This window comes from Paenibacillus sp. FSL H7-0942, from assembly GCF_045040715.1.
Classification (GTDB): Bacteria; Bacillota; Bacilli; order Paenibacillales; family Paenibacillaceae; genus Paenibacillus; species Paenibacillus amylolyticus.
Window position 1 is genome coordinate 4,922,028 of the sequence record NZ_CP150279.1, and the last position, 17,108, is coordinate 4,939,135.

Consider the following 17,108-nt stretch of genomic DNA (forward strand, 5'->3'; position numbering starts at 1 on the left):
CAGGTTAAACAGAATGGTGTAATCACCGCATTTCTCCAAGGCGAGTTCGCAAATCACTGTCAACCGGCTTGCACCAACCGCCGGCTCTCTGTTATGTACAGGAATTACTACTGATCCTTATCATCGAAATATGTATACAATATCGGGACCATTATATAAAAAAGTACGCCCAAAGTCAATATTACACGTTATAATCGCCATCTTGAAGTCCACGGTACGTACCGTTCATAACGCTGGTTGCTGTTCAGGATAACCGAAAACGCTCAATGCCTTCCTCCAGATTATGAATGGTCCAATTCACATGTTCCTGATTATCATATTGACGATAAGCGCACTCAATGCGCAGCACCAGATCAAAGTACAAGTCATAGAGTCTTCTTCTTTTTAGCTCACTTTCAGTCATAATCGCACGCCCATACCCTTTCACAAAACCAGCCGTATAGTTAAAATGACTGAAATAATGCTCCATCAGAGGATCTGCCCACAGTGATCGTTCAAAATCAATAATCGCTGTGATTCGACCCGCGTCCACTAGTACATTGCCATCCCACAGATCCCAACTGATAAGCACAGGTTCTTTGACATCGTCCAGCACATCCGATTTTTCTTCAATCAGGCGTCTCAATTCAGGGTAATCGATCAAAAATGTAATCCCGGCTTCTTCCCCGTCGGTAAGAATGTCATCCATCAGATTCATAAATGCATCTTTCCATGTGGAATATCGCTGTTTTTGCTCCGAGAAATATCCAAACTGCTCGCCCTTGATTTCATTAATTCGACGATTGTACCGACCGAGCTGGTGTTCAATGGCCTCCTGCTCTTCCGCAGAATATTGATCCTTGACCTGATTATAGGGCGCTCCAGACATGTACTCCATGATAAAATAACGCGCTGAAGCCATAGTTAACGAATCATCATAAGCCAACACTTGGGGCACGGGAACATCCTGTAGCTCCGTAATGAGGCGTAGTGCCTCAACTTCGGCAATCATGAGATCCTGTTCACAGCGCATCAGATTTGTCGAAGCTGACGGTGCAATTTTGAGTACCACTCGCTGTGCGTCACTCAGTGTAATGAGATATGCATGATTGGCCCAGCCATCCACCATTTCCTTGTAGTCCTGTATACTTGCAGAGAAATGCTGCTCTATTATGGCATTCAACTGTTCTGACGTAAGTCTTGTTTTATATGTACTTTCCATTTCTACACCTCACATTGACAATTGATTTATTTTCTCAGAAAACGCTTTCTATCCGACTATTATCGCCTCCTTTACTTTAACTGGCAATACTTTTTGTCACGTCGTTATGTCTTTTCTTGCATTCCTCTACCCTATTTAAGACTATTGCTATTCATTCTCCATAAAAAATCAAACAAAAAACTGCCCTTATGCACCATACATAAGGACAGTTTTCATTACTCGATCTTACTTCACAGCCACGTAGAACAAGCGCTGTGCGCTGTCTCCAGCTTCTTTCCATTCAAAATCCGCATATACCTTCACGTCTTTAAAACCTGCCTTGGATAACTCCAGCTTCATCCAGTCCGGATTATATGCACGCTGGACATGAACTTCTTCAAACCGCTGATACATATCCTTATTACCATCATCCACACGCGAAAAAATACTGAGATGATGCTCAATCTCACAGCGATCCTGGTCCAGATCACAAGTCCAAATATAAGATACGGAGCGCTCATCCAGTACAAAAGGCTGCTCCTCATCATAACGAATAAGGGTATTGGGATGATGCACATCAAACAGGAACGTTCCACCAGGCTTCAGCATTTCGTATGTCCGCTGGAAAGTACGAACGACATCTTCTTGTTCAAGCAAATAATTAACACAATCACAGAAAGATATCACCGAATCCACAGGTTCCGGAACTCGCCATTCCCGCATATCCTGCTGCACCCAACGGACACTGCCCTCGCGATACAAGCGATGACCCTGAGGCGTAGCCTCCATCTTGCTGCGTGCAACCGACAGCATATCTGATGAGAGGTCAATGCCTGTAACTTCGAAACCGGAGTTCACGAGCGGGATCGTAATGGAGCCCGTTCCACAGCCAAGTTCAGCGACACTTTTGGGCATTCCATGCTTTTCCCATGCTGTTCTTGCAAACCTTATCCAGTCCGGATAAGGCATATCTTCCATTAATTCATCATACACATAGGCAAATTTCCGGTAAGACATGTCAGGCACCGCACTTTCAATTTCATTTTCGAATTGATCTATATAAGTTGAACCAAAGAATATTTACACTGGACACTCCAATGACAGAACAACCTTCCGATCGCTGTTATCCCCAGATTTTTTTTATTCCTTTTATAAAGGTTTAAATCCGGGGATAAAGGCGAACGCTCCGCTTCTTCAGGTTCTTTCTGTCCTCTCCGTTTCGTGTAAATGTTTAGTTCAATTTATATAACAAAAGAAAAAGCAGGGGCATCCGGTGTTTACCCAGCCTATCCCTGCCTTATCCGAGTTCCATATTACAACTATTTAATCAGGAAGATTACTTGTTTTCACTTTGATCCGCAGGAGCAGATTCGGACAGATACGTCCAGCTTTCCTTTTGGACCACCAATCCGTCTTTCATCAATTTGCCCAAGGCACGCTTGAAGGCAGACTTACTGATGCCAAAGCGCTGCTTGATGATATCCGGCGGAGTTGCATCCGAGTATGGCATGCCACCCATAGGGCGTTCTTTCATAAAGGCGAGCAGTTTGTCTGCATCTTCGTTACGTCCAACTTGTTTGAGTTGAGTCATGGCCAGATTCACACGTCCGTCTTCACGTACCAGTGTCACCCGACACTTCACTTTCTCACCAAGACGCAGCATATGACTGCGTTCAGATGAATGAATCATACCAATCGCGCCAAAGCCCAGTACACCGCCCTCTACAAGCACAAAAGTACCCATCTGCAGTGGCTTGTATACCGTCGCTTCAACCCACTCGTTTAACCATGAAGTTGGCGCATGGAAAGACAATGGTGAAAGCTCACGTTCCCCGGCCAATTTGGCACGCAGACGTCCCTGCTTGTCATGTTCCATGATGACAAAGACTTCATCCCCCACTTGAGGACGCAATTCTTCCAGTTCAGGCAATTCACGAATAGGAAGCAGCAATTGCCGTCCAAGGCCCATTTCCAGGAAACAGCCCAGTCGTGGGTGAACATCAGCCACAACCAGTCGTGCCATTTCGCCAAGCATGAGATAAGGCTTTTTCATCGTTACGGCCAGACGATCTTCTGTATCAAAGAATACAAATACCTCAAGCGTCTCACCAATTTTAATATCCCGTGTTAACTCGGTGTAGTGAAGCAGTACATCTTCCGATCCTGTCGTCAAAAAGAAGCCAAACGGAGACACTTCACGTGAAACCGGCAAAGAGACGACTGTTCCAGCAATCAAACTCATACAGTTTCCACCACTTTGGCATCAGACCATAGTCGTTCAATGTTGTAGTATTCACGCTCGTCGCGGTGGAAGATATGAACAACAACATCGCCCATGTCCATCAATACCCAACGTGCGGAATCCATACCTTCGATACCTTTGATCGTCGCTCCGGCTGCATGAGCCTGTTTGCGAATTTCAGTGGCAATGGCTTGTACCTGTGTATCGGAATTCCCGTGACAAATAACAAAATAATCTGCCACCAGGGAAACATTAATCAGATCCAACGCTACAATGTTGGATGCCTTTTTGTCGTCAGCGGCAGCAACCGCCATATTCATAAGTTCTTTCGATGATACTGTCATGAACCAACCTCCATAATCTATAATTGTGCAATTAAGTCATTCCGCGACAGCATGGTCAAAGGATAAATGACACGCCGTTGCGAAATCAGCAAGCTGATCGTCGAATCGAATCCGGCAATTAAACCTTCCTCCAGACTACGTTCAGCCTGTTCGCGAATGTGATCCACTCCCGGGAAATCTCGTCCCGGTTCAATGTAATCGGCAAGACATACCACTTTGTCCAGCAAGCTCATGCCTACCCGACCCGAGGTATGCCACCGGATGGCATTAATAACTTCGGAATCTTCCACACCGTAATCACGCTTGGCTACAAAAGCACCGACTTCGGAATGCCAGAGCTGCTTGTCATGCTGCAGAAGTTCCTGGTTTAACCCGTTATCACGGATGACCGCTTCCATCTCCGCTACGGGCCAGTACTTCGCCACATCATGCAATATCGCTGCCAGATCCGCTTTTACAGGATCAGCCCCGTATTTTTCAGCCAACATTACTGCCGATTCCATTACACCCAGTGTATGCTTCCAGCGTTTTTCCGGCATTTGTCCGGATACGGCTTGAATCAGTTCCTCACGGCTTAGTGCCATATAAACCGCTCCTTACAATGTATTGGTGCACCTCATCAGGAATCATGAAGCGTACCGAATGTCCTTTGGCCAGACGTCTGCGCACGGCTGTCGATGAAATATCGACCAAGGGCATCTCGGCCAGCAAGACCCGATCCTGTAACTCGTCTGGTAAATCATCCAGATGTAACTGGAAGCCCGGCCGACCAACTCCGATAAAGGTTAAGCGTTCGGCAAGTTCTTCAATCTGCTCCCATTTGGGAAGATAGTTCACCATATCCGCCCCGATAATGAAATAAAATTCATGTTCAGGATGGCGACGCCACAGTTCCTTCATCGTATCAATGGTATAAGACACTCCGCCCAATTCCATCTCGATACCCAGCACCTCATATTGCTGCACACCCTTCACAGCCGCTTCCGTCATATCGAGACGTTGCTGTCCCGAAGCTCCGGCTCCGCGTTTGTGAGGTGGAACATGGGAAGGCATGAACCAGATCTCATCCAGTGCATGTGAATCCCTTGCCGCTTCAGCTGCCAGGAGATGTCCCATGTGGATCGGATCAAACGTACCACCCATGATGCCGATCTTCACCTGCGTCACGCTCCCTTATCTAGGTAGTTCGATTTGTTTGTTATCGCGAGATTCTTTGTACAGGATGATTGTGTTACCGATGAGTTGTACAAGCTCACTTCCCGTTTCACGGGCAACTTCTTCTGCCATCTCTTTTCTGTCCTCGTCATTGTTGTTCAACACTTGCACTTTCATCAATTCGCGCTTCTCAATCGCATCTTCGATGTGACGGAACAGGTGCTCGTTGGTTCCACCTTTACCAATCTGAAATACAGGGGTCAGGTGATGTGCCTGTGACCGCAAAAAGCGCTTTTGTTTACCGTTTAACATGAATACTCCATACTCCTTATGTTGAGCAGGCCCTGATCGACAGCGCAAAAACTGTCCGGACCTGATCATTCAATTATTATTTTTCAATGGTAAAAATGATCACTGAGTACACAAGGTAACTCCGATTGCAGTACCATCTTCCGATCGCTGTTATCCCCAGATTTTTCTGATCCCTTTTCACAAAGGGAAAATCCGGTGATAAATGCGACCACTTCGTTTCTTCAGATTGGTTCTGCACTCGTCGTCTGCATGTACTCTTAATATCATTTTCACACTTTAAAACTGTTTAGTACAGCACGTCTCATCGTCTCCACAGGAGCCGGGATGCCAAGCCAATGTTCAAAGGCCACTGCGCCCTGATATACAAACATACCCAGACCACCGTGCACCGTACATCCTCGCATCCGCGACTCTCGAAGCAGACGGGTCTCCTGCGGATTGTAGATCAGATCACTCACCGCTGCGCCTTCACGGATCAGTGCAGGATCAACCGGTACGTCATCAACATGCGGGTGCATTCCGGCAGCCGTTGTGTTAATCACGATATCAGCCGTAGCCAGTACCGTTGTAGCGTCTTCCATGCCACTGCCCGAGATTTCTCCCAAGCCATGGCCTCGTAAATCCGAAGCAAGTGTAATAGCCCTGTCCGCTGTACGGTTCAGAATGTGGATCCGTTCAGGCTTCTCCAGTGCAAGTGCATATATGACACCTCTCGCTGCTCCACCTGCTCCCAGGACAGCGATACGTTTGCCCGCAAGCTCAGGCACAGCCTCTTCCTTCAACGATCGGACATAACCAATACCATCCGTATTGTACCCTGTCAGTGTTCCACCTTCATTAACGATGGTATTCACCGCACCAATCAGGCGAGCACTTTCATCGATCACATCCAGATACTGCATCACCTGCTCTTTGTGCGGGATGGTCACATTAACACCACGATAGCCCAGTGCCACAATTCCGCGAACGGCCGCTTCCAGTTGATCCGGATGAACATGCAGTGGCATATACATTCCATTCACTCCTGCAGCCTGCAGAGCCGCATTGTGCATTGCCGGAGACTTGGAGTGAGCAATAGGATCACCCATAACACCAAGCAACACGGGAAGTGAAGAGTTGAATTTGTTCTGCTCAGACATAGGTCCGCCTCCGATCCATCTGATGTACAGCTTCTGAGATTACTAGATCAAGGATGGGCGGATCTGTACACGAATGCCTTTTGGAGCATGAACAGCAACAAGCGCTCCAATATCGCCATTAACCTTAATCCAGCCCAGACCCGAGATGAATACATCCGATTGACTGCCGCGTTTGATGCGGAATTCATGTCTGGTCCATTCAGCCATCTCTGCTGCATCCTCACGGGTTGGCGGAGACAACAATTCTCCCAGATGGTCGCGGTACAGATCATCTGCACGCTCCAGCTTCGTCCGGTGAATATCAAGCGCAGTGCTGATAAAACAAGTGAACGACTGGCGATCACCTTCCACAAAGTCAAATCGAGCCATGCCGCCAAAGAACAGCGTCTGACCGGAATTCAACTGATACACAGCGGGTTTAAGCGGTTTTTCCGGCATGATGGCAGCGAGATCCTTACGTGAGACAATCTCGCTGAAACGCCATGGATAAACGATTCCGGGCGTATCAATAATATATTTTCCATCATCCAACGGAATGTTCACCATGTCCAGCGTTGTTCCCGGATAACGGGATGTGGTCAGTTCCTGCTCCAGATCGCTGTAATCACGGATCAGACGGTTAATCAGTGTGGATTTGCCCACATTGGTGCCGCCAACCACATATACGTCACGATCTTCGCGATAGGTTCCAACAAGCTCAAGCAGACGGTCGAAGCCCTGATTTTGCTTTGCACTGCACAAGACTACATCCACGGTACGCAAACCCTGTTCTTTGGCTTGCTTTTGTACCCAGTTGCGAATCTTGTTCCAGTTAGTTACTTTCGGAAGCAAGTCCGTTTTGTTCACAGCAAGCAATACCGGATTGTTGCCTACAAAACGTTGCAGACCGGAGATAATACTGCCATCAAAGTCAAACAAATCAACGATATGGATGACAAGTGCATCCTTATCCCCGATTTTGCTAAGCAGCGCCAGGAATTCGTCCTGATCCACCGTAACGGATGATGACTCATTGTAGTTTTTGATGCGGAAACAGCGCTGGCATATAACCGGTTCACGATCCAATGCCTTCTCGGGGATAAACCCTGGTAATTCCGAATTTTCTGTTTGCAGATGCACGCCGCATCCGCTGCACCTTACGGCAAGATTGCCGTTATGCGGTTCTGTCATTTCTTCTTTTCCTCCTCAAGCCATAAGCCTTTCCTGCGTAAACTCGTTAGAGCAATCCGTTCCACGCGTCGATTGAAGCGGGTCATAAAACCTTCGTCCCCAATGGAGATTGGCAGTACCAGAACGGTATATAACCCCATTCGGTTCCCTCCATAAACGTCCGTAAGCATCTGATCGCCTACTACAATCGTGTTTTCAGGAGATAACTCCATCATTTTCATTGCTCTACGAAACGGTACATTCGATGGTTTGCGTGCACTATGCACAAACTGGATATCCAGCGGGGTCGCAAACAGGGATACACGATTCAAATTGTTATTGGACACAATCATCAGCTTGAAACCTGCCTCTTTCACACGTGCAAACCATTCAATCAGTTCGGGCGTAGCGTCAGGGGCTTTGGCTCCAACGAGTGTGTTATCCAGATCAGTTATAATTCCACGGTAGCCTTGAGCGTACAGCTCTTCCAGATTAATGTCAAAAACCGTGTCTACACGCAGCTTGGGCATTAACATTTTAAACAAAGAAGTCACCTCAGTTTCATACGACACACTATATCACAAATCCGTCTTTCCTGAAAATGCATACAGCGCCTGATGGCATAGGAAAAAAGGAAAAACGGGACGGGCAACAACTATGCCCGTTCCGCTTTCAGTTCCTTCCGCAGCTTCAAGGCGGTCTGATAGACGCCCTTCCAGTCGTCGGCAGTTACGGACGCCGGACTGTAACGAGTCTGTTCAAACTTCGTGAGAAGCTCATAGAATGTTGCTTCTGCAGCAGGTTTTGCCTGGCTCCAGCGGGCTACCGATTCACGAAGTGTCTCGTCTCCGCTCCGGGTCAACCCTTTGCGTTTCACATACTGAATCCAACGCTCGGTCTCTGCCACTACCTTCTGTTCAGGGGTGAGCGGTCCACCTGTCCGTAGACGAAGCAGGAAGAATCGCATGGAGAAACGATTACGCCAGAACATATATGCTACCCACAATACAATAATGGCTCCTGCAGCCCAGATAACAAAAGTCGGGATGGCAGACGATGTCTGCTCAGGTGCAGGAGTCTGCTCTTCCTCTTGTACCGGCTCCTCTTCTGGCTCTTCTTCAGGCTCATCTACAGGTTGTACATCAGGCTGTTCCGTTAGCAGCGGCATATCAAAGCCCGGCGTTGCTTCAACAGGAATCCAGCCATACTCACCAAAATAAACCTCTGCCCAGGAGTGTGCATCTGCATTGGTAACGGTGTAGGTCGTCTCAATCTCCGCACCAGGTTGACGTGGGGCCTGCATGTCCGAATTCAGGGACAATTGTCCAGGCGCATAACCTTTAACCCACCTTGCAGGAATGCCCTCCGAGCGCGCCATCATCACCAGCGCAGTGGAGAAATAGTCACAGTAGCCTTCCATAATATCAAACAGGAAACCTTCCACAAAGTCGCTGCTTACTTTTCGAGATAAATCCGGATTGTTTGTGTATTCAAAATTAGTTTGTAAATAGTTTTGCAGTAATGCCACTTTTTCATACGGAGTATTCGCAGATGCCGTTATCTCGGCTGCCAGATTCGACACCCGGTCAGGGAAACGGGATGGTAACTGCAAGTACATATCATCTGCCGGATTACTGTTATACAGATCTTCAAATGACTTCGTACGAAGCTCATCTTCCACAATCACAGGGGCTTCCGATACGATAGTATACGTCTTGGGATACTGTGGTTGCTGACGGTCTGTCACCACATGCAGTTCAGCCTGTTCAGCATTCCACAACATCCGTTCCGTTCTGTCCTCACCATTAATTGAGCTCACTTCCGAGATCGAATAAGCACCAAAGAGAATCGGATAGACATTATCATTCAGCATCGTTACATTCTGAGTCACTTGTTTGGTATTCACATTACCGGATTCTTGGTTCTCCAGAGGCTGTCCGGATTCAATATTCTCTGTCGCACCCCGTCCACGGTCATCCCAGCCTGTGCCTGTATACTCTGCACGTGTCTCACCGCGCCAGTAACTACGCTCATTGGTCGTGACAGACATGACAGGGGTATAGTCGAAGTTGAATCCTCCACCAAGCTGATTGTCTTCCCTGCTGTATCCCGATTCGGTAGCCGCGGGAATATCAAGGTTTCCGTTACCAGCCTGACTTGTGGAAGTTCCGGTATAGTTACGCCACGCCGTATATGGGTCCGTCAAGGTGGGTGGAATCTCCGGCATATTAACGCTGGCTACAATAATCAAAGAAAAGATAATAGCAATATTGGCCAGGACTTTATAAGGATACCGGATGATTCGTTTCCAACCTTGAGGATACTGTAGCTGATAGTTACGGAAATGCTGACATACGAGCCATCCCATCCCCGCAAACATCACCCACGCGATTTCAATCCAGAGTGGAATCTGGGTGAAAGAATCGAGAATCCCCATCGAAATGATGTTAACACCCAGAAAAACAAGAATGCGACGTGTTGTGGTCACGAGTCGAAGCGCTGCTTCAAGCATCACCCATGCACACAGGGAGAACCAGATATACGGCGTCATGTGTAATATGAACTGCTCTGCTCTGTCTGTTAAAGAGCCATAAGGGATGTACACCGTATAATCGATCAGCGTTTTATGCAAAATGTAACCAACAACGACCGCCTTGATAATCGCGCGATATATCGTTTTGAAGGGCAGAATGACCTCCAGCACACTGACTGCTGCAAGTGTCCATAACACCAGAGAAGTTGTCTCCGTGTACCACGATTCCTGCGTAAATGAAATCCACTGCATTCCAATCAGGAAAATCCAGAGCAATGACGCTGCATGATACCAGGATCGTTTGCCTGTAACACTTTCAATTCCTTTTGTACTCATACAGAACCTCCCCCCATCACCGTTGGAAGCTCCTGCAAGTGAGAAACAGTGAATGACCTCGTGCCTCTTCCACGCAACATGGCATTCCACTCGGCACTCCGGCGGGATTCACTGGTATCGATCAGAATATGACATGGAGTCATGCCCCGCGTATCGGCCCAGCGCAACAGTTCCATTATTTTTTCATCCTTCTGGGGAGAAATCACAACAAAGTAAGCTCCCTGAGGCAGTTGACGTGCAATTCTTTCCACGCCGGGCAACAGATGGGTATCCTGACCGTTATATTGAATATCCACCAGATGATGCATCATCTTCTGTCGTTCCATCAGACTTTCACTGGGGGCCATGAAGGATGTCTGGTCTGACAATGTCAACAACCCCATCCCCATTCGTTCCCTGACACCATACTCCAGCAGAGAGGCAGCCGTGGAAACGGCAATTTCAAATGCATCCCCATGTTCATAACTTAATGCCAGCGCATCCAGAACCAGAACGGTTTTGGGCACAGACTCATGTTCAAACTCCTTGGACTTCCAGTTCCCTGTCTTTGCCGTTGCATTCCAGTGAATGCGGGAAAGTCGATCGCCGTATACGTAGTCACGTACACCATTGATCTGAGTGGTCTCTCTCCGTGAGCGGGTTAACGCCGTCTGAGGACCGGATAACCGTGATTTGCGGTCGTAAAGCTGCCAATATGGAATAAATACCGTTCTTGGCAGTACGCGAAACTCACCTTTGGCCTTAAACTTTCCTCGATGTTCAATCAGTCCAAATATGTCCTCGCTGGCACATTCCGTTTCTGAAAAGACATACTTTCCCCGCTCAAGTGGCGGTGTCTGGAATGACAGCTCGCCATTACCTCGCATATTGGGAATCAAACTTTCCTTGAACGACCACGATTCTCCGTTATGCCGATGCAGCATTTCACGCACAACAACATAGGGAAGCGGGAGGAATCCCGGAATCGTCAGACTCAGCTGTACTTGAACCTGGTCACCCGCATGCAGCAATTCTTCGTGGTCTGGACCAGAAGATAACCTACGAACTCCTTGAGCACGTCTTACCCCGCTAAATCCAGCAATGGCAAGGTACATACAGAGCAGGGTCACCATCGACAGCAACATAAGGGATGTCTTCCCGCCCTGAAACAAAACATAAGCCAGACAGCACATCCACACCATTGCGATGCTCCATACGCGTGGGTGGCGTAACCCTCTATTGACTGTTCTCAAAAGCGGCTTCATGAACTATTGCCCCATGGAGACGGGCACGCGTACTTGCTGGAGTACGGCATTCAAAACGGCCTCGGAACTCATACTGTCCAGTCTCGATTCAGGACGAAGCACAATACGATGAGAGATCACATAAGGGGCCATCGTTTTCACATCATCCGGAAGCACATAATCACGTTCCTGTAAGAAAGCAAAGGCTTTTACGGCCATCATGAACGATATGGCTGCCCGTGGGCTGGCACCCAGCAATACAGATGGGTGGGAGCGGGTTTGACGAACAACATCAAGCAGATAGTCCATGACCGGATCACCGATAAAGACCTCTTTAATCTCCTGTTGGATTGCTGAGATCTGGTCCATATGAGTCACGGATTCAAGACGATCAACAGGCTGACCGAGCTGATGCTGTTTCAATAGGATTTTCTCAATTTCCTTATCGGGATAACCCAGACTTATTTTCAACATAAACCGGTCGAGTTGTGCTTCCGGCAAAGTATACGTACCTTCAAAATCAATCGGATTCTGAGTTGCACAGAGCATGAATGGATGTGGCAGATCATACGTATCGCCATCAACGGTTACGCTGCGCTCCTCCATCACTTCGAGCAGAGCCGATTGGGTTTTTGTTGTGGCCCGGTTAATCTCATCAGCCAGCAAAATGTTGGTCATCACAGGACCTGGCCGGAAATAAAAACGCTCATCCTTCGGATGGAACACAGATACGCCGGTAATATCACTAGGTAAAATATCAGGATTACATTGAATACGCCGGTACTCACCACGCATGGATTTCGATAACGCCTTGATTAACTGCGTTTTGCCAGTTCCCGGTACGTCTTCAATCAGAACGTGCCCGCCTGCAAGCAAAGCTGTAAGTAAAAGTTGAATTTCAAAGGATTTCCCCATAATACAGGATTCCAGATTTGAACGAACTGCGGATATGATTTGGATCGACTCTTTGCGCACAGGCATGTGGTCTAACCTCCTAAAAAAGCATACAGATTTCCTTTTATTGTACATGATCCAGAGTCACGAGTACACTCGAAGGAACTCACAATTTGTTTCCAGCCCGTCAGATTCACCGCAGTTCACGCATGAATACGACAAAAAGGCCCGGATAGAAGTTATCCGAAGCCTCTGCTGAATCGCAATATGTTCAAGGAGATTTCTCATTCTATGTTAGCCTTTTGGTCTAACGACCAATGCCGCGAGAAAAGAAAAGATGATCGCTGACGAAATCCCCGCCGCAGTCAGGTCAAAAATCCCTGTAATCACACCCAACCATCCCTCTTTTTCCAGCTCCGTCAATGCCCCGTGCACCAAGGAATTACCGAAACTTGTGATGGGGATGGTAGCGCCCGCACCTGCAAATTTAACCAAGGGGTCATACACGCCAAATGCATCCGCAAGCGCACCCGTCACAACAAGTGTACTCATGGTATGAGCTGGCGTCAGTTTAACCCCATCCATTAGAAGCTGTCCGACAACACAGATCAAACCGCCAACAATAAATGCCCACAAGAACTGCATTACCTTTATCCCTCCATTTCTATGGCTACGGCATGAGCAATACAAGGAATACTTTCACCCTGCTGGTACGAAATTGGAGACAACAGTGCCCCGGTAGCTACGACGAGCACCCGTTTAAGATCACCCTTCTGCATCCGGTTCAAAATGTGACCATAGGTGACGGTGGCAGAACATCCGCAGCCACTTCCCCCGGCAACCACATAAGGCTGTTTCTCCCGATCATAGATCATCAGGCCGCAGTCATTAAATACCGTCTGTTCCATGGGAATGCCTTCTTTTTGCAAAAGCTCTTTCGTAATTGGCAGACCGACGGAAGCCAGATCCCCAGTAACAATGAGATCATAATAGCCGGGTTCCAATCCCGTATCCCTGAAATGAGAGATTATAGTATCGGCTGCTGCTGGCGCCATGGCTGAACCCATATTAAAGGGATCTTTGATACCCAAATCCATAATGCGTCCAATGGTGGCTTTGGTAACAACGGGACCATCACCCGTACGGGAGACCACACCACACCCTGCTCCTGTGACGGTATATTGCGCATAAGGCGGCTTCTGTGAGCCATACTCCGTCGGATACCGAAATTGTTTCTCAACCGTACAGTTGTGGCTCACCGTTCCTGCAAGGACATAATCTCCAGCTCCCGAGTCAACAATCATGGACGCTAACGCTAACGTTTCCATGGAAGTAGAACAGGCCCCAAAGACACCCAGGTAAGGCACACCCAGTTTTCGCGCTGAAAAGGAACTGCTGATAATCTGGTTCATCAGATCTCCACCAACAAAAAATTGAAGCTCTTCCTTGGTGATATTTGCATTAACCAAAGCCAGTTGGGAGGCCTGTTCGAGCAGTTTACGTTCTCCCTTTTCCCACGTTTTCTCGCCGATCTCGAGGTTGTCGTAGACATAATCGAAATCAGATGACAGTGGGCCCTCGCCTTCTTCTGGTCCTACAACTGCGGATTTACCAATGATCCGAGGACGATTCTCAAACTGCCATGTCTGGCGACCCAATCGTTTCACAGGTGCCCACCTCCAAATCCCAAAAAGGCATAAACGATCCCTACGACAAATGCTGCCACGACACCAAACACAATAACGGAACCAGCAAGTTTAAACATGTTGGCCCCTACACCGAGCACCAGTCCTTCAGCACGATGTTCCAGTGCAGCAGAACACATGGAATTGGCAAAGCCGGTAACCGGCACAGCCGTTCCTGCTCCTGCCCATTGAGCCATTTTATCGTAAACGCCGAGACACGTTAGAATAACCGATATGAGAATCATGACCGCTACCGTAGGACTGGAAGCTTCCTTCGATGTCATGTCGAAACCGGCCATAAAAGCCTCTTGAATGGCCTGTCCAATCAAACAGACGGTACCCCCAACCAGAAATGCTTTGAGGCAATTTTTCAGGATTGGACGAGGCGGCTCATGTTTTTTTGCGACTTTTTTGTACTCCTTTTCATCCATGGACAGGGATGACGATTTTTTTTCGCTTCCGGATGTAGATTGAGCTGGCAAGATACAAGACCTCCTCTATGTGAAAATGGTTCAAAGCTACGGCTGAATGCCAATGTGTGTAATCCTATATTCATTGTTTGTTAATAATCGGAAGGTTATGTATCCGGCGACAGACAGCATATGTTTCCAACAAGATTATGTTGTGAAAGCAAGATGGGAATACGCCGGATCTGAGGACTTTTAGATACTTCTATAAATAAAGAAGAACAATCACGAGCAAGATAAAAAGAACGATAAACAGTACTTTTTCCGTGCCCTCTTCTGGAGGCTTCATTGGATATTTAGCTCCTTCCTGTAAACAGACAAACAAATATTGAAATAAAGAACTTCACAAAATGATGACATCTCCTCCATATATTCATATTCATTGAAGTAGCATCAGGACTGCGACTACAGCGGATAGAGTCATGAAACTTGGACACGATAAGCGCCCAAAATATGCCTTAAATACGTGACATAAACATGGACAATCACTTGCGCAAGGTTCATACTGTAATGTGACCAGTGGTTAAATAACAAGTCCTCAGCATAATAAAGTGCATGTTCAAAAAGATAAAAGACTTTTTGAACTACATCTTAAAAGGACAACAGGCGGGTAGCCGTTCTACTGTGACCTGAAATACATACCAACAGAGGAGTTGTTGACACATGAATGAAAAAACGATGGATATGTTCCGTACGTTGACGGAATTTCCTTCCGCATCCGGTTTTGAACGTGAGCTTCGCGGCTGGATGAAAGATAAGCTTTCCGCTTATACCGATGAGTTCGTCCAGGATCGCCTGGGGAGTCTATTTGGTGTATTACGCGGGGAGGAATCCGGTCCCAAAGTTATGGTAGCCGGACACTTTGACGAAGTGGGTTTCATGACTACTGGCATTACCGAAACAGGTATGATCAAGTTCCGTCCACTGGGTGGATGGTGGAGTCAGGCTGTACTGTCTCAACGATTGGAAATCATCACACCTGATCGTCGGATTACCGGAGTTGTAGGTTCTACACCTGCTCACTTGCTGGACGAGTCCCAACGGAACAAACCTGTGGATCTGAATTCCATGTATCTCGATATTGGAGCAGACAACCGTGCGGAAGCAGAATCCTGGGGCATTCATCCAGGGATGCAGATCGTGCCGATCTGTGAATTTACGCCTATGGCGAACCCGAAAAAAATTATGGCCAAAGCGTGGGATAATCGTTACGGCGTAGGACTTGCACTTGAACTGGTTGAAGCGCTGCACAAGGAAAAACTGCCTAACACGCTTTATGCTGGTGCAACGGTTCAGGAAGAGCTGGGGCTTCGCGGTGCACGTACGGCGGCCAATCTGATTCAGCCTGATATCTTCTTTGCACTTGACTGTAGCGCGGCAAATGATATGACAGGTGACAAACAGTCGTTTGGACATATCGGAGAAGGCGCATTGCTTCGTATTTTTGACCCGGGTATGTTCACCCATCGCGGAATGGTGGAATATGTTCAAGATACGGCTTCATCCAATCAGATCAAAATGCAGTATTTCATCTCACCAGGTGGTACCGATGCAGGTCAAGTACACTTGAGTGGAATTGGTGTACCATCAACAGTTATTGGTATCTGCGCACGTTATATCCATACCTCATCTTCCATCATTCATACGGACGACTACGATGCGGCCAAAGAGCTGATTGTAAAGCTGGTCAAAGGTCTGGATCGAACAACGATGAATACCATAATTAATAACGCGTAACAATTGACAAGAGACCTCCTAACTATATTGGGAGGTCTCTTTTTTATATCCACAACTATATCAGTTGGACACGTAGATTAATAGGCCGAACATTATAGGGAATTACACATAAGATACAATAACGGAAGATGAATTAAACACCAAGCAGCGGGGGACCTGTTATGGCAGTGAGAAGGAATGGAAAATCGAATAAAGGTTCCAAAAAAACAAATGCCGCAAACACCCTTCTCAATGGCAACCTTAAAGGAAGAAATCTGGAACTTATCGTTGCAGCATTACTGGTCAGTGGGAAGTTAAGAGTGGATGCGGTCACGTTGTTTCGAGAAGCTACACTGGTCGTTGAACTGGTTGGGCAGTATAAATCGCTACAAAATATTACACCATCGAATCAAGACAAACTGGTGCAATTCCTCGATGAGATCGGTGGCGATATGACGTTGAATGACGTTATACGGGCTTTCCAACAGAGAATCAATTCCTAAACGCCAAGAAATGAGGTTGAAGTGATGTCTGACTTTGACGGAAATGGGTTCGCTGAACTACTGATCATTGTCATTCTTGTTGTTTTATTTGTATTTGGTTCTTCCGATATTGACGACCTGACTGATTCTCCTTCTCAATCCTGAATTGGCTAAGTTATTACGATTTATTCATTATGAAATGCATACCTGTAAACGCCAGCCCACAATATGCGGGCTGGCGTTTTTGGATG

Annotated in this window: 18 protein-coding genes and 1 other annotated feature (1 of these 19 only partly in view); of the genes, 2 read left to right on the forward strand and 16 right to left on the reverse strand. The window is 47.3% G+C overall.

Annotation, left to right across the window (positions count from 1 at the left end):
• Positions 1-133, reverse strand: a binding site (T-box leader) (it extends 137 nt beyond the left edge of the window).
• A gap of 111 nt (positions 134-244) precedes the next feature.
• From MHI48_RS21900 to spoVAC, 16 genes are all read right to left on the reverse strand, one after another.
• Positions 245-1,201, reverse strand: coding sequence for a phosphotransferase family protein (locus MHI48_RS21900; RefSeq protein WP_076328123.1), 957 nt, complete (start codon positions 1,199-1,201; stop codon positions 245-247).
• Between the two features lie 225 nt (positions 1,202-1,426).
• Complete coding sequence (locus MHI48_RS21905; protein ID WP_076328124.1) at positions 1,427-2,197, reverse strand: class I SAM-dependent methyltransferase; 771 nt, start codon at positions 2,195-2,197, stop codon at positions 1,427-1,429.
• A 319-nt stretch (positions 2,198-2,516) separates the two neighbouring features.
• On the reverse strand, positions 2,517-3,422 hold the full coding sequence (locus MHI48_RS21910; protein ID WP_036668546.1) for a S1 RNA-binding domain-containing protein: 906 nt from the start codon (positions 3,420-3,422) through the stop codon (positions 2,517-2,519).
• Positions 3,419-3,766 (reverse strand): ribosome silencing factor, encoded by a 348-nt coding sequence (gene rsfS / locus MHI48_RS21915; RefSeq protein ID WP_036615136.1) that lies wholly within the window; start codon positions 3,764-3,766, stop codon positions 3,419-3,421. Before rsfS ends, MHI48_RS21910 begins: the two co-directional genes overlap by 4 nt.
• A gap of 17 nt (positions 3,767-3,783) precedes the next feature.
• Entirely contained in the window at positions 3,784-4,350 is a 567-nt protein-coding gene (yqeK, locus tag MHI48_RS21920; protein WP_076318845.1) for a bis(5'-nucleosyl)-tetraphosphatase (symmetrical) YqeK, read from the reverse strand.
• Complete coding sequence (locus MHI48_RS21925; protein WP_074095918.1) at positions 4,334-4,924, reverse strand: nicotinate-nucleotide adenylyltransferase; 591 nt, start codon at positions 4,922-4,924, stop codon at positions 4,334-4,336. The genes yqeK and MHI48_RS21925 overlap by 17 nt, the downstream gene beginning before the upstream one ends.
• Before the next feature lie 15 nt (positions 4,925-4,939).
• On the reverse strand, positions 4,940-5,233 hold the full coding sequence (yhbY, locus tag MHI48_RS21930; protein ID WP_017687186.1) for a ribosome assembly RNA-binding protein YhbY: 294 nt from the start codon (positions 5,231-5,233) through the stop codon (positions 4,940-4,942).
• 269 nt (positions 5,234-5,502) lie between these two features.
• Positions 5,503-6,372, reverse strand: a complete 870-nt coding sequence (gene aroE / locus MHI48_RS21935; protein WP_076318844.1) for a shikimate dehydrogenase — start codon at positions 6,370-6,372, stop codon at positions 5,503-5,505.
• Between the two features lie 42 nt (positions 6,373-6,414).
• A complete protein-coding gene (yqeH, locus tag MHI48_RS21940; RefSeq protein ID WP_036615146.1) occupies positions 6,415-7,542 on the reverse strand; it encodes a ribosome biogenesis GTPase YqeH in 1,128 nt (375 codons plus the stop codon).
• Positions 7,539-8,066 carry a YqeG family HAD IIIA-type phosphatase gene (locus MHI48_RS21945; RefSeq protein ID WP_036615148.1) on the reverse strand — a complete coding sequence of 176 codons (528 nt, stop codon included), beginning with the start codon at positions 8,064-8,066 and terminating at the stop codon, positions 7,539-7,541. The genes yqeH and MHI48_RS21945 overlap by 4 nt, the downstream gene beginning before the upstream one ends.
• A 110-nt stretch (positions 8,067-8,176) precedes the next feature.
• On the reverse strand, positions 8,177-10,390 hold the full coding sequence (locus MHI48_RS21950) for a transglutaminase domain-containing protein (protein ID WP_076318843.1): 2,214 nt from the start codon (positions 10,388-10,390) through the stop codon (positions 8,177-8,179).
• Positions 10,387-11,634: a DUF58 domain-containing protein gene (locus MHI48_RS21955; RefSeq protein WP_179088664.1), complete on the reverse strand. Its 1,248-nt coding sequence runs from the start codon at positions 11,632-11,634 to the stop codon at positions 10,387-10,389. The genes MHI48_RS21950 and MHI48_RS21955 overlap by 4 nt, the downstream gene beginning before the upstream one ends.
• A gap of 3 nt (positions 11,635-11,637) precedes the next feature.
• A complete protein-coding gene (locus tag MHI48_RS21960; RefSeq protein ID WP_036615157.1) occupies positions 11,638-12,594 on the reverse strand; it encodes a MoxR family ATPase in 957 nt (318 codons plus the stop codon).
• Between the two features lie 207 nt (positions 12,595-12,801).
• Complete coding sequence (gene spoVAE, locus MHI48_RS21965) at positions 12,802-13,152, reverse strand: stage V sporulation protein AE (protein WP_047843814.1); 351 nt, start codon at positions 13,150-13,152, stop codon at positions 12,802-12,804.
• 5 nt (positions 13,153-13,157) lie between these two features.
• Positions 13,158-14,174, reverse strand: coding sequence for a stage V sporulation protein AD (gene spoVAD, locus MHI48_RS21970; protein ID WP_076318841.1), 1,017 nt, complete (start codon positions 14,172-14,174; stop codon positions 13,158-13,160).
• Positions 14,171-14,674 (reverse strand): stage V sporulation protein AC, encoded by a 504-nt coding sequence (gene spoVAC, locus MHI48_RS21975; protein WP_370739100.1) that lies wholly within the window; start codon positions 14,672-14,674, stop codon positions 14,171-14,173. The genes spoVAD and spoVAC overlap by 4 nt, the downstream gene beginning before the upstream one ends.
• Positions 14,675-15,322: 648 nt before the next feature.
• On the opposite strand from spoVAC, the gene MHI48_RS21980 reads away from it, so the two are divergent.
• Positions 15,323-16,396 (forward strand): M42 family metallopeptidase, encoded by a 1,074-nt coding sequence (locus MHI48_RS21980; RefSeq protein ID WP_076318840.1) that lies wholly within the window; start codon positions 15,323-15,325, stop codon positions 16,394-16,396.
• 161 nt (positions 16,397-16,557) lie between these two features.
• Positions 16,558-16,878: a hypothetical protein gene (locus MHI48_RS21985; RefSeq protein ID WP_036615167.1), complete on the forward strand. Its 321-nt coding sequence runs from the start codon at positions 16,558-16,560 to the stop codon at positions 16,876-16,878.
• Positions 16,879-17,108 lie beyond the last annotated feature (230 nt).